This window comes from Microlunatus phosphovorus NM-1 (assembly GCF_000270245.1).
Taxonomy (GTDB): Bacteria; Actinomycetota; Actinomycetes; order Propionibacteriales; family Propionibacteriaceae; genus Microlunatus; species Microlunatus phosphovorus.
The window spans coordinates 499,343-522,360 of sequence record NC_015635.1 but is presented as its reverse complement, the minus strand read 5'-3'; the positions used below and the strand labels follow the sequence as shown (position 1 = coordinate 522,360).

Sequence of the window (23,018 nt, the reverse complement as noted above, 5' to 3'; positions counted from 1 at the left end):
CCCACCCGCTGACCACCCAGCCGAGCATCCACGCAGGAGACCCGATGCAGACCGAACGTGCCACCCTCGACCGCCTGATGCCAGGCCTGGACGACAAGCTCGCCGGCATTCCCCGTACCGCACTCGAATCGCCCGGTTCGCCGGGTCTCGACCTGTTCCGCGCCGCCGACGGCCCGGGGCTGCTCGCGCCGACGATCTCCGGCGGGCTCGGCGCGACCGCTCGGGAAGCGGTCGAAGTCCAGTACGCGGTCGGCTCCCGCTCCGGGTCGCTTGCCGTGGGCACCACGATGCACCACTTCTCGCTGGCGAGCCTGCTCGCGCTGGGCCGGGCCAGCGAGACCGGTCTGGAGTCCGTCCTGGTCGAGGCGGTCGCCACTCAGCGGCACCTGCTGGCGTCCGGTTTCGCCGAGGGCCGACCGGGCTCGGGGATCCTGAGCCCGACCATGTCCGCCCGCCCGATCGAGGGTGGGCTGCTGGTCAGCGGAGCCAAGAAGCCATGCTCGCTGGCGCGCTCGATGACCATGCTCACCGCCAGCGTGGAGGTTCGCCATGACGACTCCGATCGTCGTGAGCTGGCCGTCGTCCTGGTCCCGGCGAACGCCGAGGGCGTCCGGATCGAGGACTTCTGGGTCAGCCCGGTGCTCGCGGGCGCCGAGAGCGACGCCGTCGTGCTGACCGACGTGGAGGTGCCCGACGCCCTGGTAGTCCGCACCGCCATGGTGCCGGGTGGCGCGCTGGACGCCACCCACCGGCTCGGCTTCATCTGGTTCGAGCTGCTGATGACGGCCTCCTATGCCGGGATCGCGGCCGGTCTGGTCGAGGAGGCGCTGGCAAACGTCCGGGCTCCGGACAGCGAGGTGGTGCGCTGCTGGGCCCAGCTGCGGACGACCGTGGCGGCGCTCGGCTCGATCGCGGATGCTCTCGACCGCGGTCTGTCGACCCCCGCGGGCCGGCTCGACGACAGCCTGCTCGGCGAGGTGCTGCTGGTCCGCTACCAACTGCAGGAGGCGCTGCCGCGACTGGCGGCCAGCTGCGCGGAGGCGCTCGGCGGCATGGCGTTCATCCGCTCCGCCGATCTCGCCCACCGGCTGGCAAGCCTGCACTGCCTCGCCTTCCACCCACCGGCCAGGAATCGCGCGGCCGCCGCCCTGCGCGGCCTGCACGACGGACACTCACTGACCTTCGACTGAGGATGATGATGACCACCGCCTTCGACCGTCCACAGATTCTGCTCACCGGGGCCAGCGGTGTGCTCGGCTCGGTGATCGCCGCCGAGCTCGGCCCGGTCGCCGACCTGACCTGCCTGACCCGCCGGCGGAGCGTCACCATGCCCGGCGTACGCACGCTCACCGGCGACCTGTCCCTACCAGGGCTCGGCCTTCCCGAGCGGGCGCTGGCCGACCTCGCCAGCCGAACCGACGTCGTGCTGCACTGCGCCGCGCTGACCGCCTTCACCAGCGAGCCGGGCGCCTCCGACCAGGTCAATCGGGACGGCACTCACCGGATCCTCGATCTGGTGGCCGCCGCCGGCGCGGACCTGCTGCATATGAGCACCGCGTTCGTCGACCGCGGTGCAGAGTTCGCCACCGCCGCGTCGTCGGCCACCGCATCGTCAACCGCGTCACCGGCCGCCGCGTCACCCGCCACCGATGAGCTGCGAGTCCGCAGTCCGGAGCACTACCTGCGTTCCAAGATCGCCGCCGAGGAGGCGGTGGCCGGCAGCGGCTTGCCGCATCTGATCGTCCGCCCGTCGGTCGTGATCGGGGACTCTGCGACCGGCGCAATCAGCCAGTTCCAGGGCTGGCACCAGATGTGTGCCGGGATGATCACCGGCCGACTGCCCTTCCTGCCGGCCGACGGCTCCGCGTCGGTCGATTGCGTACCGGTGGATCTGGTCGCCCGTGCCGTCGCCCGGCTGGCGCTGGCCGGAGTCGGTCGCGAGGTGGCCGACGGCAGTCAGTGGTGGCTGACCGCCGGACCGGCGGCGACCACCATCGACGCCACGATCGACGCCTGCATGGAGATCGCGCTGGACCGTGGCCTTGCGGTGGATCGGCCACGGACCGTCTCCCGGGAGATGGTCGAGCGACTGGTGCTGCCGGCCTTCGGCCAGAGCGCCCCGCCACGGCTGCTGAAGCAGATGCTGGAGGGGATGGAGCTGATGCGTCTGTTCGGATCCCAGCACTGCTTCCCCCGGCGCTGGCCGACCGAGCTCGGCGACCCAGGTCCCGATCAGGCCACCATCGAGTCGTCGGTGTTCGCCTCGCTCGACTTCCTGGCCGACACGATGGCGCTCGGCCGCCGCAGCGAGGTGGCGTGATCATGGACGACCCCACCAGGAACGACAGCGGGACGCTGATCGATCTCTATCGTCGCCATCTCAGCCGCGGGCGAGCCCTGTTCGGCCAGGTCTCCGGCGGACTGAGCGAGGTGGCCTCCGAAGGGGCCTGGGTGATCACCGCCGACGGCCGACGGCTGCTGGACTGCGGCGGCTACGGCGTCTTCCTGCACGGCCACCGGCATCCGCGAGTGGTCGCCGCGGTGAAGGACCAGTTGGACCGCCACCCCCTGGCCACCCGGGTGCTGCTCGAACCCGTCACCGCGTCGGCGGCGGCAGCACTCAGCAAGGTCGCGCCAGGCTCACTGCCCCACGTGCACTTCGTCAACTCAGGAGCTGAAGCGACCGAGACCGCACTCAAACTGGCCCGGGCCCTGGGCCACAGGATCGTGATCGCCACCCATGGCGGCTTCCACGGCAAGACGCTGGGAGCGCTCAGCGTCACCGGCAACCCGACCTATCGCGACCCGTTCATGCCGCTGTTGCCCGTCACACATGTCCCGTACGGTGACCGCACCGCGATACTGACCGCGATCGCCGAGCACGGGCCGCAAGCCTGCGTGGTGATCGAGCCGATCCAAGGCGAGGCCGGTGTGATCGTGCCGCCGCCCGGCTACCTGGCCGAGATCGCCGCAGCCTGTCGCCACCACCACGCCCTGCTGATCGTGGACGAGATCCAGACCGGTCTGGGCCGCACCGGCCTCTGGTGGGGCGGTGATCACGACGCAGTGGTGCCCGACATCGTCCTGGTGGGCAAGGGACTCAGCGGCGGCGTGGTGCCGGCGGCCGCCGTCGTCGCGAGCAGATCCGCGTACGCGCCGTTCGATGCCGATCCGTTCCTGCACAGCTCGACCTTCGCCGGTTCGCCGCTCGCCTGCGCTGCCGCCCGGGCGGCCGTGGAGACCATTGCCGAAGAGGGCCTGGTCGAGCGAGCACACGAGATCGGCGCCCGGCTCGCCGAGGGCATCGCGAGCACCATGATCGATCGGCTCGGCGAGTTGGTGATCGAGGTGCGCGGTCGCGGGCTGCTGATCGGCGTCGAGCTGGCCCAGCCCGGCGTCGTCGGCGAACTGGTGTTGGAGCTGCTGCACGAGGGAGTCGTGGTCAGCACATCCTTGAACGAGCACCGGGTGCTGCGCTTCACCCCGCCCGCGATCATGACCCCGGCCGAGGAGGCGTACGCGGTCGCGGCCGTCGACCGGGCGGCCCGGACCGTGGCGACACGGTTGCGGCCATCCACCAGCGCACCAGCAGAACCACCACAACTGGCAACCACAGGGGGACGTTCATGAGCATCAAGGTCCGTGTCGAGGGCTGGAGCCCGGTCGAGCCGATCGAGGCATTTCGCCGGCTGGCCGACTACGAGCGGTATCCGGAGCAGACGCCGAGCGTGCGCAGCGTGCAGACCGAACGCCGCGGCGAGGACTTGGTCTCGATCTGGCGCGTCGACTTCCGCGGTGGGATCCTGTGCTGGACGGAACGAGACTTCATCGACGAGGCGGCACTGCGGCTGGACTTCGAGCAGATCGATGGCGACCTCGAGCTGTTCGCCGGCGGCTGGCAGGTGCTCGGCGAGGTCGGTCCCGAGGATGTCGAGGGGTCGCTGATGATCTTCACCGCCGAGCTGGACCTCGGCATCCCGTCGTTGGCGCCGCTCGTCGATCCGATCGCGGAGTCGGCGCTGCGGGCCAACATGACCGCAGTGCTGACCGGGCTGTTCGACGACGTGGTCATCGCCGAACCATCGCTCTCCCGGGCACGGTCGTGACCAGCCCGGTGGCCGAAGACCCGTCGGCTGCCGAAGAGGCCCTGCTGGACTGCCGTCACCTCTATCGCGCGCTCGCCGCCTCGGTCACCGTGATCACCGCGCAGGGCGACAGCGGCCCCCAGGGTATGACGGCGAGCTCGGTCACGGCGGTGTCCCTGACGCCACCGCTGATGGCCGTCACCTTGGCCCCTCACTCACAGACGCTGGCCGCACTGCGAACGAGCGGCCGGTTCGTGATCAACGTGCTGGGCGAGGATCAGCAGGCACTGTCCGCGCGGTTCGCCGGCCCGCGTCCCGGCTGGGCCCGATTCGCCGGGATCACGATCCGGGACGGCGAGCTGCCGAAGCTGGTCGATGCCCTCGCCTCAGCGGTCTGCACGGTGGAATGGGAACGCGCCTGCGGTGACCGGGTGCTGGTGCTCGGCCGGGTGCAGGAGACCGAGGTGCAGGAAGGTTCGCCGCTGCTCTGGCACGGGTCTGGTTATCACGGTCTGCGTCCTGCTGCCGGGTGCAGCTCCCGTGGCTGAGGGTCGCGGCAGTGAACTGGGCGACGCGCTGCTCGACCCGGTACCGGTCGGCGACCGGCCGATCGCTCGAGCAGCTCTGACCCAGCTCGATCAGGCACCTGCGGAGATCCGTACGCACAGTCGGCGGATGGTCCTGCTCGCTCGCGGTCTAGCCGGCGATCGGCCGGTCGACCAGGCGCTGCTGGTGGCGGCCTGCGCCCTGCACGACCTCGGGCTGCTGGCCGATGCGTCGCATCGCTGGTCACGGCTGGGCTTTCCGGACCGGTCCGCTGCGCTGCTGGCCGAACTCGGCGACGAGTACGAGATCGGGAGGGACCGCGCCGATCCCTGGTGCTGGGCCGTCGCCCGTCATCTGCGTCCGCGCGGCGGCGCCGACGAGACCCTGGAGGCAGGACTGCTCCGGCGAGCCGCCTGGCTGGACGCCGTCGGAATAGGCAGTCGCACGGACCGTACGGTCGCGCGTGGTCTGCGCTTCCCTCACTCCGCACCCGAATCGCTTCGGCTGTTGCTGCGGGTCGGCGGCGGATGCCTGCGTGATCTCGTCCGCTAGACGGCTCAAGGGGTGCCGGCAGGGCAACTCAGGTGTCGATAGGGGCAACTCAGGTGTCGGCGGAGGGCTCAGGCGGCCTCGGCGAGGACCAGCATCTTCGCCCGGCCGCGGGTGAAGGCGCTCTCCGCCGCCTTGAGACTGATCTGCAGTCGCTCTGCGGTCTCGCGCACGCTGTAGCCCTCGGCCCGAGCACGCAGCACGTCTCGCTCGCGAGGAGACAGATCCGCCAGCTGGGCATGCAGTTGAGCACCGAGGACGCGATCGCAGACGCCTTCCTCGAACTCGTCATGACCGGCGACCCACAGTCGCGGGGCGGTCCGCCGATCTCGGGCGCGCGCTCGATGCCGGTCGGCGCACAGGCGGACCACCACCGTGGTGAGGAAGGCGCCCACTCGCTCCGACTCCAGGCCCGCGAATCCGAGCGCCCGGATCAGCGAGTCGTGCACGCAGTCCTCCGCCTCGTGCCCATCGGAGAGCTTGCCCCGCGCGATCCGGATCAGCCGATCACGGTGCGGCACCAGCAATGCCCAGCGCTCCGGACTATGCGGCCGGGTCACGGTGACGGCGATCGTGGTGGGGCCCGCCAGCCGCGGCAACTCCTGGTTCATCGCACTCCCTGCTCATTCAGATTCACACTGTATGTCAGATACGGATAGCATCTGAGTGCCAATCAGGAGGGCAGGGATCCGTCGACAGATACATCCGACGGATGTCCAAGTGGCGGAAGGATCGAAGATGATCATGAGCAGGAGTGCTGCGCTGATCGGGCTGAGCGAACCGCGTACGGCCGTCGTCGCCGCTGTGCTGTTGATCGTCGGCGCGCTCAACCTGATCCCCGGTGCCGGGCTCCTCGGGCCGGAGCGGCTGGCCGACCTGTACGGCGTCACCGGGTCGGACGAGAGCGTGCTCGTCCTGCTTCGTCATCGCGCCCTGCTGCTGGCGATGCTCGGGCTGTTCTTGGTGCTGGCTGCCTTCCGAGCCGACTGGCGCAGGCCGGCGCTGATCGCCGGACTGCTGAGTAACGTGGTGTTCGTGTTGTTGACCAAGGCCGAGCCCACGACTGCCGAGATCGCTCGGGTCGCGACGATCGACCTGGTCGCGTTGCCGCTGCTCATCGTCGGGCTGGTGCTGAGCCCTCGGCGCCGTCGAGACCGGGAGCCCCGATAGTCGATGCAGACCCCGCTGACGCCGGGCCTGACCCGCCGCGACCAGTACGCGCTGCAGACTCGCCGCGACCTGTTGCAGTCCGCGGCCGTCTGCTTCAGCACTCAGGGCTACCTGGCGACCTCACTCACCGACATCGGGCGCGAGGCCATGGTGACCCGCGGAGCGGTCTATCACCACTTCGAGAACAAGCAGGCGCTCTTCGAGGAGGTCATGCTCGACCAGCTCACCACCTGCGTGGCGGAGCTCCGCAGCGCGACCACCGGTGACGATCCGGTCGAGCGTGCGGCGACGGCGCTGACGACGTTCCTCCAGCTCTGCACTGCCGAGCCGTTTCGCAGCATCGTGATGGAGCAGGGCCCGATCGCCCTCGGCTGGCAGCGGTGGCGTGAGCTGGACCAGGCGAACACTCTGCAGGTGATCAAGGAGCACCTGCAGGCCCTGGCGGAGGCCGGGGTGATCGCCGTCGAGGTCACCGACATGCTGACCCAACTGCTGTACGCCTGCCTGCACGAGGCCGCCGACCTGGTTGCCCACGCGCCCTTGGAGCAGCGTGCCGAGACCCAACAGGAGGCCGTCGGCCTCGTGCTGCGGTTCCTGGCCGGGTTGGGCAGGCCCGAGTAATTCTCTCCATTCCACGCATCGTCATCGACAAGGAGCAGTCACATCCGAAATCGCCGAATTGACCTGCAACCGCTCCTTCTCGAGGTGGGCTGCTCCTTCTCGGCGACGGTCAGACTGTGCGGACGCGCCAACTAAGCCGGCCAGCCCACCAAGACGGTCTTGCCGATGGCGGTGCCGCTTTGCTGGAGCTCATGCGCCGCCCGAACGGTGTCCGCAGTGATCGGGCCAGCGGAGCGCTGGCGGGTGGTGCGCAGGACGCCTGCGTCGACGAGCACCGCCACCTCGGTGAGCAGGTCGTGCTGGGCGGTGATGTCGGCGGTGTCGAAGGTTGACCTGGTGAACATCGACTCCCAGTGCACCGACACCGACTTCCCCTTGAACGGCACGATGTCGAGGACGCCCGGGTCGTCGATCACCCCGATCCTGCCCTGCGGAGCGATGACGTCCACGTAGGTGGCCAGATGCCGCTTGGTCTGCGTGAGGGTGGCGATGTAGTCGACCGATGCGAAACCGGCAGCGGCGAGACTGGCCGCCAGGTCGTGGTGGTTCACCACGTGGTCGGCACCCATCGCCGTCACCCAATCCCGCGTCTCGGGCCGGGAGGCGGTGCCGATCACGGTAAGACCGGTGAGCTTTGCGGCCAACTGCACCAGGATCGAGCCGACACCGCCGGCGGCACCGACCACGAGCAGGGTCTGGCCCTCGCCGCCATCGCGTGGCACGCCGAGCCGGTCGAACAACAGTTCCCAGGCGGTGATCGTGGTCAGCGGCAACGCGGCGGCATCGCCGTCGTCGAGGCTGTCCGGCGCGCGAGCGACGATACGTTCGTCGACGACGTGCAGTTCGCTGTCGCAGCCTTGACGGGTGACGGCACCCGCGTACCAGACCCGATCACCCGGCTGGAACATCGTGACCTGCGACCCGACCGCCCGCACGATGCCGACCGCGTCCCAGCCGAGGACTCGTACGCCACCCGGCGGCGGGTTCTCTCGCACCCTGATCTTGGTGTCGACCGGATTGACCGACACGGCATGGACCTCAACCAGCAGATCCCGCGGACCCGGCGTGGGCTCCTCGATGGTCACATCGGTGAGCACCTCGGGGCCACCAGTCTTCGTGTATCCGACTGCGCGCATGGGTTGATCAAATCACCCAGAACAGGCCACCGTCCGGAGAGGGCTCCGGTACGGGTGAGGATTCCGAACATCGGATGCCCTCCCTTGACCGCCTACCGAGCAGACTCGATGATAGAGTACGTATCGTTCTCTATTAAGGACGTCGCCATGGCCTCAGCCCCTGTACGCAGGACACGGTCGGTCCGGGCCCAACTGCCGGGCCTGCTGCTCGCGATGTTCCTGGGTGCCGTCGACATGACCGCCCTCACCCCTGCGCTACCCGCCGTGGCGGATGACCTGGGCGGCCTGGATCGGATCCCGCTCGTCGTCACGGCGTACCTCCTGGCCGCCACCATGACGATGCCGATCCAGGGCAAACTGGGAGATCGATTCGGCCGCAAGCCGGCCCTGCTCGGCGCCATCACCCTGTTCGTCGTCGGGGCGATCGCCTGCGGATTCGCTCATTCGATGGTTCAACTCGCCGGTTTCCGTGCCGTGCAAGGGCTGGGTGGAGGCGGGCTCTCGGTCGGCGTTCAAGCGATCATCGGCGAAATCATCAGCCCCCGCGAGCGCGGCCGCTATCTGGGCTACATCGGTGCGGTGTACGTGGTCGCAGCCGTCGGCGGGCCACTGCTCGGTGGGCTCGTCATCGAGCTCTGGGGTTGGCGGGCGATCTTCGCCTGCTACGTCCCGCTCGGGCTGATGGCTGTGGTCACCGTCGGTCTCACGCTCCGATTGCCACGTCCGAAGAACCACCTCCGCATCGACTACGCGGGCGCGCTCGGCCTGGCTGTTGCCGTCGCCGGTCTGGTCCTGATCGGCGCGACACGACAACTGGTCTTCACCGCGCCGGCCGTCATCGGTCTGATCATCTGGTTGCTCGCCGCCCGCAGAGCAGCCGACCCCGTCCTGCCGCTGCGGCTGTTCCGACAGCGCGGCTTCACCATCCCCGTGGCGGTGAGCTTCCTGATCGGCTTTGCACTGTTCGGAGTGATCGGCTATCTGCCGACCTACCTTCAGGTCATTACCGGAGCCGGCGCCGCGAAGGCCGGCTTGCTGTTGACCGCGCTGCTGGCGGGCGTGCTGATCGGTACGGTCGGATCCGGACGCCTGATCACCCGCACCGGCCACTACAAGCTGTATCCGGTCGTTGGGACCGCGCTCGCAGCGCTCGGGATGGCCGCGCTTGCTCTGGTCCTCGCCCGAGGCTCCGTCCCAGCACTGCCGATCGTGCTGGTGATGATCGGCGTCGGCATCGGACTGGTGATGCAGGTGATGGTGCTTGTCGCCCAGAATGCCACCGACCACGCCGATCTGGGCGTCGCTACCTCGTCGGTGACCTTCCTGCGCCAGATCGGCGCCTCGCTCGGGGTGGCTGTGGTCGGCACCGCGGTGATTCCGACTGGCGCGGCAACGGCCGCGACCCTGGCCACTCGCATGCCGATCATGCTGGGCTCCATGGCACCAGTGCTGGCACTGGCCTTCGTTCTCACCCTCGCCCTCCCCGTCTTGCCGCTCCGCGAGACCGCGTACGTGAAGGAGACGCCATGACCACCCCGAGGTCTGCCCGACCCAGTCACTGCTGGGTGTTGCCGCTGTCGAAGGTCGGTGCCGCCGACCTTCCGCTGGTCGGCGGCAAGGCCGCCAACTTGGGCGAGCTGATCAAAGCCGCCATCGATGTCCCCGACGGGTTCGTGATCACCACCGATGCATACGGCGCCGCGTTGGAGGATGCCAGGCTGTCTGTGCCAGATGCCGCCGAGAACGACCCGGAGGAATTCCGCAACCGGGTGGCAGGCATCGACCTGCCACCCGGATTGGCAGAGCAGATCGCGACCGCGTACGCACGACTGGGGAGTGGCCCGGTGGCCGTTCGATCGAGCGCGACCGCGGAGGATCTGCCGGGGGCGACGTTCGCCGGGCAACAGGACAGCGAACTGGACGTGGTCGGCCTGCCCCAGGTCATCGACGCCACCCGCCGATGCTGGGCATCGCTGTGGTCCGAGCGCGCCGTCGCCTACCGGCGACGGCGCCGGATTGCGCCGGCTGAAGTGCGGATCGCCGTCGTCATGCAGGTGATGGTGCCCGCCGAGGTCGCGGGCGTGATGTTCACCGCCAACCCGGTGACCGGAGCTCGGGACCAGATCTCGATCGACGCCGGCCGCGGTCTCGGCGACGCGGTGGTCTCGGGCTCCGTCACACCGGACCACTATCTGCTGGATCTGGCCGGCCAGCTGTTGGAGGCCAGCACCGACTCCACCGGCCGGCTGCTGTCCGATGACCGCCTCCGGAAGCTGGCCTCCGTCGCTCGGGACGTGACCCGGCACTTCGGCGGTTCGCAGGACATCGAGTGGGCCATCGTGGGCGATCGTGTGTCGATCGTCCAGACGCGATCGATGACCGCCCTACCGCCCCCGCCAGTCCGGTTGGGCAGACTCCAGCGCAAGCTTGCCGCGGTGGTCCTGGAGATGCTGCCGGTCCGGCCGTACCCGATCGACATGACGACCTGGATTCCGCACGGACCGGTCGGCTGGATGGCCAGGCTCACCCGCTTCGTCGGTGTCCAGGATCTCTTCGACCGCCTGCTGATCGAGGAGGAGGGCGTGGTGACCCGCTTCGTCCCCCCGTCTCCACAGCTCACGCTCGGCATCCTGCGTGCCCCCTACCGATTGCTGCGGCGTGCGGCGCACTATGACCCGGCTCGGTGGCGGGAAGATCCGCGGTACGCCGAGTTCCGGGCCGCCGTTGACGACCTCGCCCGACGCGACCCGACGGTGCTGGACTGGCCGGAACTCGTCCGGCTGCCCCACGCGGCGATGAGTCGGATCGATCCCGTCTTCGAGCTCCGGATCGACTACCTGCCGGGCGCAGCCCTCGCGGTCGCCCGGCTCTACCTCGCGCTCATCGTGCTGCGCCACCGCAGCCTCCTCGGTCCGCTGATCGTTGGAGCCGACACGCTGACCGCCCAGGCCAATCGGGGGCTCGAGATGCTGGCCGCGCGGGTTCGTGACGATCCTGATCTGCGCGACGCACTGACCGGCGGACTGGACGGATTGGGCGAGTTTCCCGAGTTCGCGACCGCATTCGAGGACTACCTCAGCACGTACGGGCATCGGGAGACGGTGAGCCCCATCCTCGCGAGTCAGCCCACCTGGGCCGAGTGTCCGGAGATGGTCCTGCAGCTGGTGATCGCACAGGCCGCCGCAACCGCGCCGGCGCAGCCGACCAGATCCGAAGGGGAACGCCTGAGTGGCCGGGTCGGGCAGTGGGCTGCGGCCGCGCGAGCCGGGATGGGATTCCGGGAAGACAGCCACGCCGAGTTCATTCGGCCCCTGCCGATCCTCCGAGCAGCGCTGTTGGAGATCGGCCGTCGACTGGTCGGCGCGGGGGTGCTCGACGAGCCCGAGGACGTCTACCACCTGCGCTTGGCCGAGCTGGAGTCGATTCCCAACCTGAACGCGCTCGATCAGGATGCCCGGACAACGCTGCGCGACCTGATGCGGGCCCGCGCCGCCAAACGCGAGGAGATGACCGGCGTACCGCTGATCGATCCTGGCCTGGTCTCCGGGAAGCCATCAACGGAGGGGGCCCTGGTGCGCGGCACACCCGCTGGCGGCGGACGCGCCAGCGGACCGGTGCGTGTCATCCGCGGACCCGAAGAGTTCACGAGCCTGCTGCCAGGTGAGATCTTGGTCTGCCCCTACACAAATCCCGCGTGGACGCCGTTGTTCAGTCGCGCCGCAGCCGTCGTGGTGGATACCGGTGGGCCCGGATCGCACGCGGCGATCGTGGCCCGTGAGTACGGGCTACCGACGATCATGGGCACTGTGACCGGAACACGACAGCTCAGTGACGGCCAGCGAGTGGTGGTCGATGGTGGCGCCGGCCTCGTGCTGGACCAGGAGCCGCTGCGATGATCGACCACCGAAGCGGGCCGCGGCGACGGGGAATCGTCTTGGAAGAGGCGATCCGCGAGGCCGCCTTGGCAGAGCTGACCGAGGTCGGCTACGGGAACCTGAGCATGGAGCGCGTCGCGCAGCGAGCACGGGCCAGCAAGGCCTCTGTGTACAGCCGCTGGCCGAGCCGTGCCGAGTTGGTCGCCGACTTGGCCCATGCCCTGATGCCAGACGCCAGCGATGCGCCCGACACCGGCGACCTCCGCGGCGACCTGATCAGCCTGTTCCGGGCGATCGCCGAGGTCCTGGCCGGGCCCGCCGGCGAGGCTCTCCGCGGTCTGCTGGCGGAAGTGCTGCCCGATCCAGCTCGCACCTTGGAGATCCGGAGCCGCTCACAGCACAGCGCACGACGGGCGCTGGAGACGGTCGTGCAGCGTGCGGTGGACCGCGGCGAGGTCGACGCCAACGCCGTGACGCCTCGTCGGCTGGACGCCGGGCCGGCCATGCTGCGCCAACAATTCCTCTTCGCCGGCGCGCCGATCCCCGACGACATCATCGTCGGCATCGTCGACGAGGTGGCGCTGCCGCTACTCATCGGGCTCGCCGACCAGCAGCGTGAGCCCTTCGTGCGGGTCGAGTGAGATGGCGAAGCTGTACAGGTCATCGACCTCGCCCACCTGAATGCCGCTGACCATGTCCACCACAACGGACCCGGGCGGCAGATGCTTGGACCGTACCGTGCCCGAGATGGGCTCGGCAGAGAAGTTGAGCACCGTGATCTGCTTGCCGATGTCGAGCTGATGCACCATCACCAGCATCGAACGATGCGACACCCGAGGCACGTCCAGCTGGGTCCCGGTCGCCAGCCCGAACTGGCTGCGGACCCGCAGGATCGCGGCCAGTTTCGAGGCGAAGGAGTCGGGATCGGCCAGCTGGTCGGGCAGCGTGCCATACAGACTCCGACCGCGAGGCATCTTCGAGGTCGACTCGGTCGCATCGGGGCGATAGTCCATCAGGTCGTACGCCGACCGGTGGATCCAGCGGGTGTCGCCGGAGGCGACGAGCGCGGCGACCTGCTTGCGGTCGAGGGTCAAGGCACCGACCAGATCCCATCCGGACAAGGCGAAGACGCCCGGCTGCCAGGCATTGAACATGGCCAGCAGCAGGTGCGCGTTCTTGATCGACTCGACCTGGTCGACCGACAGATCGTCGATCTCGGTGATGCCCAGCGACGCAGCGATGATCGTCGCCGTGGTGGACGCGATGCCGTTCTGAGTGAAGGTCGCGTTGTACGGCCCGGCCTCCCCCGTCAGCCGCTCGATCAGCTCACTGCGGATGAGCTCGGCCAGCGCCGAACCGGTGATCTCCTCCCCCCGGAAGGTGAACAGCTCGGCTGAGTGCACCGCGGCGAAGTGCACCAGCTCATAGGTCATCTCGTCGTGGTTCTGCAGCGCATGCACCAGCGAAACGGGCTCCACCCCGAGGCCGGCCGCCAGGTGCATGGTCAACCGCAGGAACTCGGTGTCCCCCGTGGCCAGCGAGTGGTGATAGGCGGGCCGGGTGACGAAGTCGTACGACAGATCGGCCCCACGCGCAGATCCGCGAGCGATGTCGTCGATGGACAGGTTGAGCTCCTGGAAGGTAAAACCACCCACCTTGCGGACCATGCTGGCGATCAGCTGGTTGGCCGCTTCCGACAGCGGATGGCCCTCGGACCAGGCCGGCGAGTCGTCGGTGTTGCGCTCCACGCCGAGGAAACCGTTGGCATCCAACCGCAGTGCCCCGCTGCCGAGGTCCCCGAGCGAGTGCAGCGCATCGCCGATCACCAGCCGCATCCCGGCAAAGGATGGATCGAGCCAGTTGATGGACGGCTGGCCCTCCTTGAAGTAGTGCAGATAGACCCAGCGCCGCTCGACGCCATCCGGCCCGAGGACCGGAGCCGTGGCGCTCCAGTTGGTGTCCTTGATGCCGGGGTCGTAGAAGATCACCCGTTGCAGCCGACCGATGATGTAGCCGGCCTGCTGCAGCCGCCGCTCGGCGTCGGCGTCGAGGTTGACCGAGTCTCGACCGCGTGGCACGCGCGGCAACAGTTTCCAGTCGTCCTCGGGGATCTCGACCATGTGGAAGATGCCCGGATAATCGCCGACCTTCATCTCCGCCAACCGGAAGTCGGCGCCCTTGCCGGTGTGACCAGGGACGATGTCATCGATCACCGTGCCGTCGTGCACCGTGGCGACCTCGCACATCGCTCGGAACTCGTCCTCGGTGCCGAACAGGTCGTCGATCTGGGTGCTGATCCGGTCGAAGTGGCCGTCGACGCTGGGGGTCGCGTTCCAGCCGTCCAGCCCACCGGCCTTCTTCACCGGTCCGGTGTGCAGACCATCGATCCCGATGGCCTGGAAGGCACTCCACAGCTCGGGGTCACCGAGCGTGCCGAGAAAGGAAGTGCCCGGCTTGGTGATCATGGAAATCGGGTACGCGGTGAACCACACCGAGGTCTTCTCGATCGCGGCCCGTGGGTCCGGGTTGGCGAACGGGTTCTGCCACATGCTGCCCTGGCCGGCGAATTTGCGCGCGAACTCGGTCGCGTCGGCGAGCATCGACTGGTCGGTCAGCCAGGAGACGTAGTGCTCGTTGTCACCGACCGGCTTGCCGATCTGCTCCTTGGGCCGACGCGTGAACAGCCGGAGCCGAGCACGAGGACGCAGCCGGCGTGGTCGGGCCGGATAGAACTGCTCGTCGTAGCTAATCTCACTCGGCTCATGGTCGGTCACCTGGCCAACGCTAGCCGCGGGTTCGACGGTAGGTCGTGCCAGGTCGACCTTGTCCACCATCGACGGCGACGCGTCCGGACTCCACCAACGCCCCTAACGCGTACCGAACCTGACGGAGCGACAAGCCAGTCTCATCGGACAGCGCGACTGCCGTCCGTGGACCGCTTTCGAGCGCGACCCAGACGTCCGGTGCGTTGCGACTCAACTCGGCCAATGGTTGCGAGGTGTCAAAGAGCGAGTCTTGTTCACCCGACTGCGGGTCTCCTCCACTCGGGCTCTTGATGACAACCCGCGGCACCTGTTCGAGATCATCCACGCGGCCCTCTGCAAGAGCCCCGTACGAGGTCTGTCCTCGCTCACCACTAGCCACCGCGAGGCCACGCGTAACCAGATCCTGAAGGCTCGCACGCGCCTCCCGCGAGTCGATCGGAGCGAACTCCTCGCGCACTCGGCTGTTGGTCCACTGCTCGCCATGTCTCATCCCGACCAGGATCCGCCGTTGTACGTCAGTCAGATCTCCGTCAGGATCCACGCTGCCGAGCCACCTCACGTCGGGGGGAGGCAGAAGGGAATGTCGCGGCAACAGAACCGTGAATCTGACGCCCGCGTCTATGAAGGTCGGAGGTCGCATATTCGCGGCTCGAAGCTCGCGCTGCACTTCGCGGATTCCTCCGCCTTCGCCCTCGATGACCCGCGACCCACTGGGGGTACGAGTCAGCTTGCAGATGTCGTACAGGAACTCGTTGACCGCCGATTTGCCGCCGGGCTTGCCCAACTGCTCGCGACTGACCCCGTAGAGACCACCGGGATTCGTGATGATGAGAGTTTCGCCAGTCAGTCTGATCTCTACCCGTTTGCCCTGGGTATGTGCTCCCAAGTCCCGGTGCACGAGCGCATTGGCGATGAGCTCACGCACGGCGACCATCGGGATCTCGGCAACGTCACGCCCGTGCCCGTCCAGATCGAATCGGACCGTAGTCTGAGTGTTTCGGAGCACCCATTCCATCGCAGAATCAAGCAGTGCCGGCAAGGGCCCGTCAAGGTGCACGAGGTCCCGCGTACGCTCACCGTCCCGCGAGTCCAACTGAACAGCAGCCGTGATCGACAGACTTGGCTCAAACTCCTGCGGATAGCTACCCAATGCGTAGAGCCCGGCCAGAGTCAATCGAGTTCCATCCGGCGCGAGCACCCCTTTGCGCCGCAGGACCTCAGCATCCGGCTGATCGGCCAGCCGGCGCGAAGTGGCCCGAGCCTGGGTGAGGAAAGGACCCAAAAGATCGGATTCAAGGTCCGCGAGCGACGTCGCATCCACGACCACGGCATCATGGCGTGGACGCTCCCGCATCGCGAGAATCTGCTGAATCTCCTGCTCGCTCATCACGTAGTCACCATCGGCTTGGCGCAGGTACGCGCGACCCTGGTGACGGCAAGGACGGTGATTGGAGGGGATCGGGTAGACCGTGGCGATCACTAAAGTGACATCGTCGACGTCAGCTTCCTCAAAGGAGACCTGAACCGGTGGCACCACGGCAGTTCGGGCCTGGGCAGCGATGCCGGCCTCGATCAGGGATGGATCGGCTACGCCGACGACCGCAAAATCATGGTGTTCGTCCAAGCCCACGAGAACCGTCCCGCCATTAGGCATGTTGCCGAAAGCGCACAGCGTCGGCCCGAGTTGGGGACAGCCCCCAGACCCGAGCTTGACCTCAACCTCGGTCATGTCGCCGCCATGTTGACGGAGAGCCAAAATCAGATCTTGTAGTTCGTCGCCAGACCAAGCCATAGCTGCATGCTACACCGAAGTTACAGTGATACTGTAACTTTTTGTAGATTATCGTTCGAACCGCCGAGATTTACCCGTGCAGCCACCCACCTTCACCCGCCTGAAGTACAAAAGACAGCCGCCGCCCAGTCGAGATTGTCACATAAAGTGACACTTCTGTACCGTTCGGTGACACTTTGCGTACCGTGAGTAGACGCGAGCCGCCAGTTCGCTACCAGCTTCATCGGTATTCATCCAGTCCCGGCGAACCACTCCCCCGCCGGGCCGAGCGCCGCTACGCTCGGCGGCGGGAGGGATCATGGCTCGCGAGCAGAACCCGCCGGACCAGAAACCGTCCGAGCCGCCCGCATCGGCGTCGACATCACCGAGGGCCGCACGGTCGCTGGCACGCCGGCCGATCGTCTGGCTCACCGGCATCGTGGTCGCTGCTCTGGGAGCAACGCTCACCAATGCGCTGGTGCCGACCTTCAACCGCCTCCTCGACCCGATCGTCCAGCATGGTCCAGCGGTCGAGGTGCTCGATGCCAGCGCGTTCCACTCGGACGAAGTCGGAGATTCTGTCGTCTTCCCTGCCAGCACGTCGTTCGGCAAGGACGATCTGGCCACGCTGAACGACCAATCCGATCCGACGGCCTGGTTGGAGGCGAGAGGTGGGGTCCCGGTCGGCACCGTACTCGCCCAATTCGTCCTGGCCGGCAACCGCAAGGACCCGGTACGCATCATCGACATGGTTCCAGCGGCCACCTGCACCACGCCGTTGGCCGGCGCCTTGTTCAAGGACCCGCCCGCGGGAAGCGATGACTCGGTGCGGATCGACTTCGATCTCGACGGTGGCGGCGCCGGGACCTACCGCGGCTCTGACGGTTGGCCGACCGCGTTCTTCCCCGCCCGCACGATCTCGTTGGCTCAGGGTGAGCAGCAAGTTCTCATCGCGACCGCGTCGACAGCGCGCCAGTCCTGCGAGGTGCGGTTCCGGCTGACCGTCCTCGCCGACGGTGAACGTGAAGAGATCGAAATCCCGGCCCACGACCAGCCCGGCTATCGGGTGAGCGCCAAGCTGCCGGAGAAGGCCTACGACGCGGTCTACCTCGGCGGCGTGGTGTGCCCTGACGGATTCGTCAAAGCGAGCAAGGAGTACGTCGCCGGCCACGACCCCCAGCCATGCCGCTGAGGATGTGGCAGCTGCGGGCAACCGCCGTCCTGCTGGGCCTGACCATGGCGCTCTCGGCATGCTCGGCCCCTCCCGACACCCCGGAGAAGCTCGAGGGATGGCAGCAGCTCGCGCTGCCGGGCAGCATGGCGCCTACGACGGTGATCCATGACGGCGATGGTGCTCTGCTCATCGGCGGATCCCGGGTCACGAACGGGGCCAGGTCGCCGATGCTGGTGAGAATGCCGACCGATGGGAGCGATGCGGCCACCTCGGTGGTGCGGCTGACACCCACCACGTCGTACGGGGAGATCGCCGAGCTGACGTCGATCAGCACCGACGACGGGGCGATCACCGCCCTCGGCGCTGCCCGCGGCGGCGCTCACGCGAACATTCGCTGGACGGTCTGGACCGGCACCGCCGCTGGGTTGGTCGACCGGGAGCAGACGTTTTGGACCTTCGGCGGCTGGGATGTCGGCACGCTGCTCGGTGTCGTGGTCGACGCGCAAGGACCGCTGGTGGTCGGCACCTGGCAGGGCGCCCATGGGCTCGACGGCGCGGTGTGGCGCGCAGACGGCACCCGGTGGATACGCCAACCAAGTCCACCAGTGCTGCGGAACACGGCAACTCGCCAGGTCTCGCCGCGCTTCGTCGACCAGCAGGATGACGGGTCGGTGAGCGTCAGCGGATCGCTCCTCGACCTGACAAACGGCGTACACCAGTCGGCGGCCACCTGGCGCGAGGTCGACGGGACCTGGTCGCTGTCTCCACTGCCGGACCCTGGGCAGCGAAGTGAGGCGTGGTCGACGGCCTGCGCACAGACCTGCTGGTCGGCCGGGATCCGCGACGGGCGCCTGGCGGTGTGGTCCGCGGATGGACTCGCCGAGCTCCCCGACCTCCCCGCCGAGGACACCGATGCCGCCAAGGTGCTGCTGAGCGCCGACCGGGTGGTGGTCGTCGCCAGTCCAGAAGGGGCAGGGCGGCTCCTCGTTGGACACGACGGGACCTGGCGGTTCTACACCGCGCCCGACGGCGCGGTGCAGTCGGCCGCGCTCATCGGATCTCGGCTCTATCTGGTCGTCGGCAAGGAGGCAGCTCGAAAGCTGTGGGTACACGACCTGCCGGCCTCCCGATAGGAGCGTGCGTCAAACTCGCCCCGATTAGGCCGAATCGGCCCGGGCAGGCCGCTACATCGCCCGATCGGGGCCACTTTTCCGCACGTATGCAGCCAACACCGGCATCACCCAGGCATCCCCAGCAGCCGCTGCGCTGTCTCCCGCAGCACTCTGGTCCGTTCGGCCTGGCTGGTGTCGCCGTTGTCCTCGGTGACGGTGGCAAGCATCAGACCGTCGATCAGGCTGATGAGCAGCAGGACGAGATCGTCGGTTGGCACGACCGGTGCCAACTCGCCAGTCGCCAGGCCCTCCTCGATGGCCGCCTGGATCGCCTCCCGCCACGCCTGCTGAGTCAGCTGTACGTCAGACCGGAGCTCTGGATGACGGGTCGAGGCGGCGCAGGTCTCCAGCCAGATCACGCAGCGATGCGGATCGCTGATCGCCCCTTCCAGCAGACCGGTGATCTTCTCGCCCGCGTTGGCTGCACCGGTGGCCAGCCTGACCCACTGCTGGGCTCGGCGCCGGCTCGCCGTGCGCATCGTCTCGAAGAGCAGTTCGTCTCGGGTGTTGAAGTAGTGCTGGATGAGTCCGATCGAGACCCTGGCCTGCTGGGCCACGTCCCGCAGTCGCATGGCATCGAATCCGTGCACGGCGAGCAGTTGCTCAGCGGCGGCCATGATCGCGGCCCGGCGCTCCTCGACGAGATCGTCACGAGGACCGCCTGCACCAGCACCAACACTCGGGCTCACCATAGGCCTCAGCTCTTGAGCCGGATGTTCGTCGGGTCGTAGAACGGCGTCGCGGACACCTCGGCCGTGTACTCGATCCCACCGCAGTCGACAGTGAACTCACCGTCCGCCAGCACCTCGGCGCGGACGAAACCAATCCCGCAGGCCCGCCCGAGCGTGTAGCCGTAGCTGCCGCTGGTGAGTCGGCCGACGATCTCGCCATCCAGCAGAATCGACTCGTCGTGGACGAAAAGTCCCTCGGGATCGCGCAACGCGACATACACCGCACGACGCTCCCGGGGCTGCTCGGCCCGCTTCTCCAGCGCATCGCGGCCGATGAAGCGGTCCGGCTTCTTGGTCGACACCGCGAAGCCCAGACCTGCCTCGTACGGGTCGTCCGCCGGGCCGATGTCATGCCCGAGGTGGCGATATCCCTTCTCACTGCGCAGCGAGTCGAGTGCCAGGTAGCCGGCCCGGCGCACGCCGAGATCGGCGCCGGCCGCCAGCAATGCGTCGTAGACGTTCACCGCCTGGTCGGCCGGCGGATACAGCTCATAGCCGAGTTCGCCGACGAAGCCGATCCGCAACGCCCAGGCATACCCGTCGGCGATCTCGACCTCGCGCGCATGGGTGTAGGGCTGGGCCTCGTTCGACCAGTCGGCGGGTGAGATCCGACTCATCAGCTCACGGCTGCGCGGGCCCATCACCCCGATCGTGGCGTAGCCCGCGGTGGCGTCGAACACTCCGACGGCTCGGCCCTGGCTCAGTCGGCGCAGCATGCCCAGCGTCTTGTGCTGGGCGGCCGCTGCCGTGATCACCCAGAACCGGTGCTCGTCGAGTCGCACCACGGTGCCGTCGAGCTCGATTCCCCCAGCGGAGTTGAGCACCAGGGTGTAGCGAACCCGGCCGATCGCCAGATCGATGTTGGCGGTGCAAGACTGCTGCAACACGGCGAGCGCGTCGGGACCGGCAACCTCGATCTTGGTGAAACTGCTCAGGTCGAACAGTCCGACACTTTCGCGAACCGCCCGGTGCTCCTCGCCGACCACGTCGAACCAGTTCTGCCGGCCGTAGCTGTACTCATAGCGCGGTTCGGCGCCGGCCGGCGCGAACCAGTTCGCCCGCTCCCAGCCGGTGGTCTCGCCGAAGCAGGCATTCCCCTGCGCCACCCGATCGTGCAGCGGACTGCGCCGTACGTTGCGGGCGGTCACCGGCTGCAGGTGTGGCCAGTGCATGGCATAGAGCCGGCCGAGCCCCTCGACTGTGCGGGCATGCAGATAGCGTCGATTGCTCTGCTGCCGGGCGAAGCGCTGCACGTCGACCGATGAGACGTCGAACGTCGGGGCGCCGGTGATGATCCACTCGGCAACGGCCCGGCCGGCGCCTGGGCCGAAGATGATGCCCTGGGAGTTGAACCCGGCCGCGATGTAGAGATTGGCGACCTCGGCGGTCTCGCCCAGGCAGAAGTTGGCGTCCGGGGTGAACGACTCCGGCGCGTTCAGGAACCGCTCGTACGTGCTGTCCCGCAGGACCGGTACGCGCTGTTCCGCCAGCTTGCGCACCGGAGCAAAATGGTCCCACGCCGGTGGGAATCGAGCGAAGCCGCCGGGATCGATCTGGCCCACCGACCGGGAGATCCCCTCCGGCTCGAAGGCCCCGACCAGCAGCCGTCCGCTCTCCGGCCGGATGTAGAAATAGCCGTCCAGATCCCGCAGCACCGGCAAGCTCGGCACGGCCCCATCGATCGGCGCCGTGCGGACATGCACATGCTCGGCGGCATAGAGCGGCACACTCGCGCCGGCCAGCGCGGCCAGGTCGCGGGTCCACAACCCGGCAGCCAACAAAACGCGTTCGCACTCAACATCGCCGAGACTCGTGTGGACCCCGACGACAGCGCCGTCGAGTTGCCGGAAGCCGGTCACCTCGACGTCCTCGCGGATCGTCACACCCTGCTCGTACGCGAGCTTCGCCAGCGCCACCGCGGCCAGTCCCGGGTTGAGATAGCCGTCCATCGGATGGAGCAGACCGCCGAGCAGCCGCTCATTCGAGGCCAACGGCCAGCACTGGACCACCTCCGCCGGGCTCAGGAACTCGACCGGCACCCCCTTCTGCCGGGCGAGCGCCGCCGTGTAGCGGATCTCGTCCATCCGCCCCGGTGTACGCGCGAGCAGCAGCGACCCTGATTGAGTGAAGGAGACATCGATTCCGCTGTTGGCCTGCAGCCGTTCATAGGTCTGGACGCCGTACCCAGCCAGGTCGGTCAGCACCGGCGTGGCCCACAGTGCGGCGGTCAGCCCGGCGGCATGCCAGGTCGTCCCACTGCCGAGAATGTGACGGTCGAGCAGCAGGACGTCGCTGTCGCCCGCGGCAGCGAGGTGATAGGCCGCGCTGGCCCCGATGATGCCGCCGCCAATGATCACCGTCCGCGCCCGGGTCGGCAGGATCCGGTCCTGGGCATCGGCCGCGAAGGAGGTGGCGGAGAGGTTGGTGTCGACGAGACGGTCCATGAGCTTCTTTCAGTAGCGACACTGCGGCCGGTGATATTCGCCGCTAAACGGCTCTGACAAGGTGCGACGCTGGCCGCGATCAGCGGAAGATGACCGTGCGACTACCGTTGAGCAGGACCCGCCGTTCGGCGTGCCACTGGACCGCGCGCGCCAGGGCGATGCACTCCGCGTCCCGACCGGCCACCACGAGCTCATCGGCCGACAGCGCATGGCTGACCCGGTGGACCTCCTGCTCGATGATCGGGCCCTCGTCCAAGTCAGCGGTGACGTAGTGGGCAGTCGCGCCAACCAGCTTGACGCCCCGCTCGTACGCCTGGTGGTAGGGCTTCGCGCCCTTGAAGCCAGGCAGGAACGAGTGGTGGATGTTGATCGCCCGGCCGGCAAGCTGCCGGCAGAGATCATCGGACAGGATCTGCATATAGCGGGCCAGCACGACCAGCTCGACGCCGTTCTCCTCGATCAGGCTCAGCAGCCGAGCCTCAGCCTCCGGCTTGGTGGCCCGGGTGATCGGGAGATGGACGAAGGGAATGCCGTACGTCTTGGCCAGCGGCTCCAGATCGGTGTGGTTGGACACGATCAGGGGGATGTCGATGTGCAGTTGCCCCGAGTGCCAACGAAACAGCAGATCATTCAGGCAGTGCCCGAACCGGGACACCATCAGCATGACTCGGGGCCGATGATCGACGCTGGTCAGCGACCACTCCATCGCCAGGCGTTCGGCAACTGCGGTGAAGCTCTCCCGCAAACCGCCGAGGTCGGCAAGCTCGGCGAACCGCATGTGCACCCGCATGAAGAAGCGACCACTGGCGCGATCGCCGAACTGCTGGCTGTCCACGATGTCGCCGCCGCGCTCCATGATGTAGCCCGTGACGGCGTGCACGATCCCCGGACGGTCGGGGCAGCTCAACGACAGGATGACCTCTTCGACCACATCTGGCGACATAGGGGCGACAATAATAGCTTATTATTGTCGCGTCAA

At 67.9% G+C, this 23,018-nt stretch carries 20 protein-coding genes; 13 read left to right on the top strand and 7 right to left on the bottom strand.

Going from position 1 to position 23,018, the window contains the following annotated elements; genetic code table 11:
• Positions 1-44 precede the first annotated feature (44 nt).
• The 6 genes from MLP_RS02230 to MLP_RS25935 are packed head-to-tail and all read left to right on the top strand — an operon-like array spanning position 45 to position 5,183.
• Positions 45-1,190 (top strand): acyl-CoA dehydrogenase family protein, encoded by a 1,146-nt coding sequence (locus tag MLP_RS02230; protein ID WP_013861371.1) that lies wholly within the window; start codon positions 45-47, stop codon positions 1,188-1,190.
• Positions 1,191-1,198: 8 nt separating this feature from the next.
• The gene (locus MLP_RS02225) at positions 1,199-2,320 is read left to right on the top strand and encodes an SDR family oxidoreductase (protein WP_172641529.1); all 1,122 of its coding nucleotides are present in this window, start codon (positions 1,199-1,201) and stop codon (positions 2,318-2,320) included.
• A gap of 2 nt (positions 2,321-2,322) precedes the next feature.
• A complete protein-coding gene (locus tag MLP_RS02220) occupies positions 2,323-3,630 on the top strand; it encodes an aspartate aminotransferase family protein (protein ID WP_041790946.1) in 1,308 nt (435 codons plus the stop codon).
• A complete protein-coding gene (locus MLP_RS02215) occupies positions 3,627-4,106 on the top strand; it encodes an SRPBCC family protein (protein ID WP_013861368.1) in 480 nt (159 codons plus the stop codon). The genes MLP_RS02220 and MLP_RS02215 overlap by 4 nt, the downstream gene beginning before the upstream one ends.
• A complete protein-coding gene (locus MLP_RS02210; RefSeq protein WP_013861367.1) occupies positions 4,103-4,633 on the top strand; it encodes a flavin reductase family protein in 531 nt (176 codons plus the stop codon). The genes MLP_RS02215 and MLP_RS02210 overlap by 4 nt, the downstream gene beginning before the upstream one ends.
• Entirely contained in the window at positions 4,626-5,183 is a 558-nt protein-coding gene (locus MLP_RS25935; RefSeq protein WP_013861366.1) for an HD domain-containing protein, read from the top strand. The genes MLP_RS02210 and MLP_RS25935 overlap by 8 nt, the downstream gene beginning before the upstream one ends.
• Positions 5,184-5,251: 68 nt before the next feature.
• On the opposite strand, the gene MLP_RS02200 is transcribed toward MLP_RS25935, so the two are convergent.
• The gene (locus tag MLP_RS02200; protein WP_013861365.1) at positions 5,252-5,791 is read right to left on the bottom strand and encodes an RNA polymerase sigma factor; all 540 of its coding nucleotides are present in this window, start codon (positions 5,789-5,791) and stop codon (positions 5,252-5,254) included.
• A gap of 133 nt (positions 5,792-5,924) precedes the next feature.
• Between MLP_RS02200 and MLP_RS02195 the strand changes: the two genes are divergently transcribed.
• On the top strand, positions 5,925-6,350 hold the full coding sequence (locus MLP_RS02195) for a hypothetical protein (protein WP_070100515.1): 426 nt from the start codon (positions 5,925-5,927) through the stop codon (positions 6,348-6,350).
• Positions 6,351-6,353: 3 nt separating this feature from the next.
• Positions 6,354-6,971: a TetR family transcriptional regulator gene (locus tag MLP_RS29170; protein WP_013861363.1), complete on the top strand. Its 618-nt coding sequence runs from the start codon at positions 6,354-6,356 to the stop codon at positions 6,969-6,971.
• Between the two features lie 131 nt (positions 6,972-7,102).
• On the opposite strand, the gene MLP_RS02185 is transcribed toward MLP_RS29170, so the two are convergent.
• Complete coding sequence (locus MLP_RS02185; protein WP_013861362.1) at positions 7,103-8,107, bottom strand: zinc-binding alcohol dehydrogenase family protein; 1,005 nt, start codon at positions 8,105-8,107, stop codon at positions 7,103-7,105.
• A 147-nt stretch (positions 8,108-8,254) separates the two neighbouring features.
• On the opposite strand from MLP_RS02185, the gene MLP_RS02180 reads away from it, so the two are divergent.
• From MLP_RS02180 to MLP_RS02170, 3 genes are read left to right on the top strand one after another with little or no spacing between them, the layout of a single operon-like run.
• Positions 8,255-9,637, top strand: coding sequence for an MFS transporter (locus MLP_RS02180; RefSeq protein WP_013861361.1), 1,383 nt, complete (start codon positions 8,255-8,257; stop codon positions 9,635-9,637).
• Positions 9,634-12,003 carry a PEP/pyruvate-binding domain-containing protein gene (locus tag MLP_RS02175; RefSeq protein WP_013861360.1) on the top strand — a complete coding sequence of 790 codons (2,370 nt, stop codon included), beginning with the start codon at positions 9,634-9,636 and terminating at the stop codon, positions 12,001-12,003. The genes MLP_RS02180 and MLP_RS02175 overlap by 4 nt, the downstream gene beginning before the upstream one ends.
• On the top strand, positions 12,000-12,623 hold the full coding sequence (locus tag MLP_RS02170) for a TetR/AcrR family transcriptional regulator (RefSeq protein WP_013861359.1): 624 nt from the start codon (positions 12,000-12,002) through the stop codon (positions 12,621-12,623). Before MLP_RS02175 ends, MLP_RS02170 begins: the two co-directional genes overlap by 4 nt.
• On the opposite strand, the gene treS is transcribed toward MLP_RS02170, so the two are convergent.
• Together treS and MLP_RS02160 are read right to left on the bottom strand one after the other, a co-directional pair.
• Positions 12,570-14,756, bottom strand: coding sequence for a maltose alpha-D-glucosyltransferase (treS, locus tag MLP_RS02165; RefSeq protein ID WP_041790933.1), 2,187 nt, complete (start codon positions 14,754-14,756; stop codon positions 12,570-12,572). The genes MLP_RS02170 and treS overlap by 54 nt on opposite strands.
• A gap of 10 nt (positions 14,757-14,766) precedes the next feature.
• Positions 14,767-16,476, bottom strand: coding sequence for an ATP-binding protein (locus MLP_RS02160; RefSeq protein ID WP_049804429.1), 1,710 nt, complete (start codon positions 16,474-16,476; stop codon positions 14,767-14,769).
• 361 nt (positions 16,477-16,837) lie between these two features.
• Between MLP_RS02160 and MLP_RS02155 the strand changes: the two genes are divergently transcribed.
• Both MLP_RS02155 and MLP_RS02150 read left to right on the top strand, forming a co-directional pair.
• Positions 16,838-17,710 (top strand): hypothetical protein, encoded by an 873-nt coding sequence (locus MLP_RS02155; RefSeq protein ID WP_013861356.1) that lies wholly within the window; start codon positions 16,838-16,840, stop codon positions 17,708-17,710.
• Positions 17,701-18,825, top strand: coding sequence for a hypothetical protein (locus MLP_RS02150; protein WP_013861355.1), 1,125 nt, complete (start codon positions 17,701-17,703; stop codon positions 18,823-18,825). Before MLP_RS02155 ends, MLP_RS02150 begins: the two co-directional genes overlap by 10 nt.
• A gap of 104 nt (positions 18,826-18,929) precedes the next feature.
• Here the strand turns inward: MLP_RS02150 and MLP_RS02145 are convergent, their stop codons facing one another.
• The 3 genes from MLP_RS02145 to purU all read right to left on the bottom strand — a co-directional run bounded on the left by MLP_RS02145 (position 18,930) and on the right by purU (position 22,982).
• Positions 18,930-19,556 (bottom strand): TetR/AcrR family transcriptional regulator, encoded by a 627-nt coding sequence (locus MLP_RS02145; RefSeq protein WP_013861354.1) that lies wholly within the window; start codon positions 19,554-19,556, stop codon positions 18,930-18,932.
• A gap of 5 nt (positions 19,557-19,561) precedes the next feature.
• The gene (locus MLP_RS02140) at positions 19,562-22,039 is read right to left on the bottom strand and encodes a GcvT family protein (protein WP_013861353.1); all 2,478 of its coding nucleotides are present in this window, start codon (positions 22,037-22,039) and stop codon (positions 19,562-19,564) included.
• A gap of 79 nt (positions 22,040-22,118) precedes the next feature.
• On the bottom strand, positions 22,119-22,982 hold the full coding sequence (gene purU / locus MLP_RS02135) for a formyltetrahydrofolate deformylase (protein WP_013861352.1): 864 nt from the start codon (positions 22,980-22,982) through the stop codon (positions 22,119-22,121).
• Positions 22,983-23,018: the final 36 nt, after the last annotated feature.

What these genes read in the sequence shown, in the direction of transcription:
- MLP_RS02230 (WP_013861371.1), top strand. Translation starts at nt 45, where the DNA reads ATGCAGACCGAACGTGCCACCCTCGACCGCCTGATGCCAGGCCTGGAC.
- MLP_RS02225 (WP_172641529.1), top strand. Translation starts at nt 1,199, where the DNA reads ATGACCACCGCCTTCGACCGTCCACAGATTCTGCTCACCGGGGCCAGC.
- MLP_RS02220 (WP_041790946.1), top strand. Translation starts at nt 2,323, where the DNA reads ATGGACGACCCCACCAGGAACGACAGCGGGACGCTGATCGATCTCTAT.
- MLP_RS02215 (WP_013861368.1), top strand. Translation starts at nt 3,627, where the DNA reads ATGAGCATCAAGGTCCGTGTCGAGGGCTGGAGCCCGGTCGAGCCGATC.
- MLP_RS02200 (WP_013861365.1), bottom strand. Translation starts at nt 5,791, where the DNA reads ATGAACCAGGAGTTGCCGCGGCTGGCGGGCCCCACCACGATCGCCGTC.
- MLP_RS02195 (WP_070100515.1), top strand. Translation starts at nt 5,925, where the DNA reads ATGAGCAGGAGTGCTGCGCTGATCGGGCTGAGCGAACCGCGTACGGCC.
- MLP_RS29170 (WP_013861363.1), top strand. Translation starts at nt 6,354, where the DNA reads ATGCAGACCCCGCTGACGCCGGGCCTGACCCGCCGCGACCAGTACGCG.
- MLP_RS02185 (WP_013861362.1), bottom strand. Translation starts at nt 8,107, where the DNA reads ATGCGCGCAGTCGGATACACGAAGACTGGTGGCCCCGAGGTGCTCACC.
- MLP_RS02180 (WP_013861361.1), top strand. Translation starts at nt 8,255, where the DNA reads ATGGCCTCAGCCCCTGTACGCAGGACACGGTCGGTCCGGGCCCAACTG.
- MLP_RS02175 (WP_013861360.1), top strand. Translation starts at nt 9,634, where the DNA reads ATGACCACCCCGAGGTCTGCCCGACCCAGTCACTGCTGGGTGTTGCCG.
- MLP_RS02170 (WP_013861359.1), top strand. Translation starts at nt 12,000, where the DNA reads ATGATCGACCACCGAAGCGGGCCGCGGCGACGGGGAATCGTCTTGGAA.
- MLP_RS02160 (WP_049804429.1), bottom strand. Translation starts at nt 16,476, where the DNA reads ATGACCGAGGTTGAGGTCAAGCTCGGGTCTGGGGGCTGTCCCCAACTC.
- MLP_RS02155 (WP_013861356.1), top strand. Translation starts at nt 16,838, where the DNA reads ATGGCTCGCGAGCAGAACCCGCCGGACCAGAAACCGTCCGAGCCGCCC.
- MLP_RS02150 (WP_013861355.1), top strand. Translation starts at nt 17,701, where the DNA reads ATGCCGCTGAGGATGTGGCAGCTGCGGGCAACCGCCGTCCTGCTGGGC.
- MLP_RS02145 (WP_013861354.1), bottom strand. Translation starts at nt 19,556, where the DNA reads ATGGTGAGCCCGAGTGTTGGTGCTGGTGCAGGCGGTCCTCGTGACGAT.
- MLP_RS02140 (WP_013861353.1), bottom strand. Translation starts at nt 22,039, where the DNA reads ATGGACCGTCTCGTCGACACCAACCTCTCCGCCACCTCCTTCGCGGCC.
- purU (WP_013861352.1), bottom strand. Translation starts at nt 22,982, where the DNA reads ATGTCGCCAGATGTGGTCGAAGAGGTCATCCTGTCGTTGAGCTGCCCC.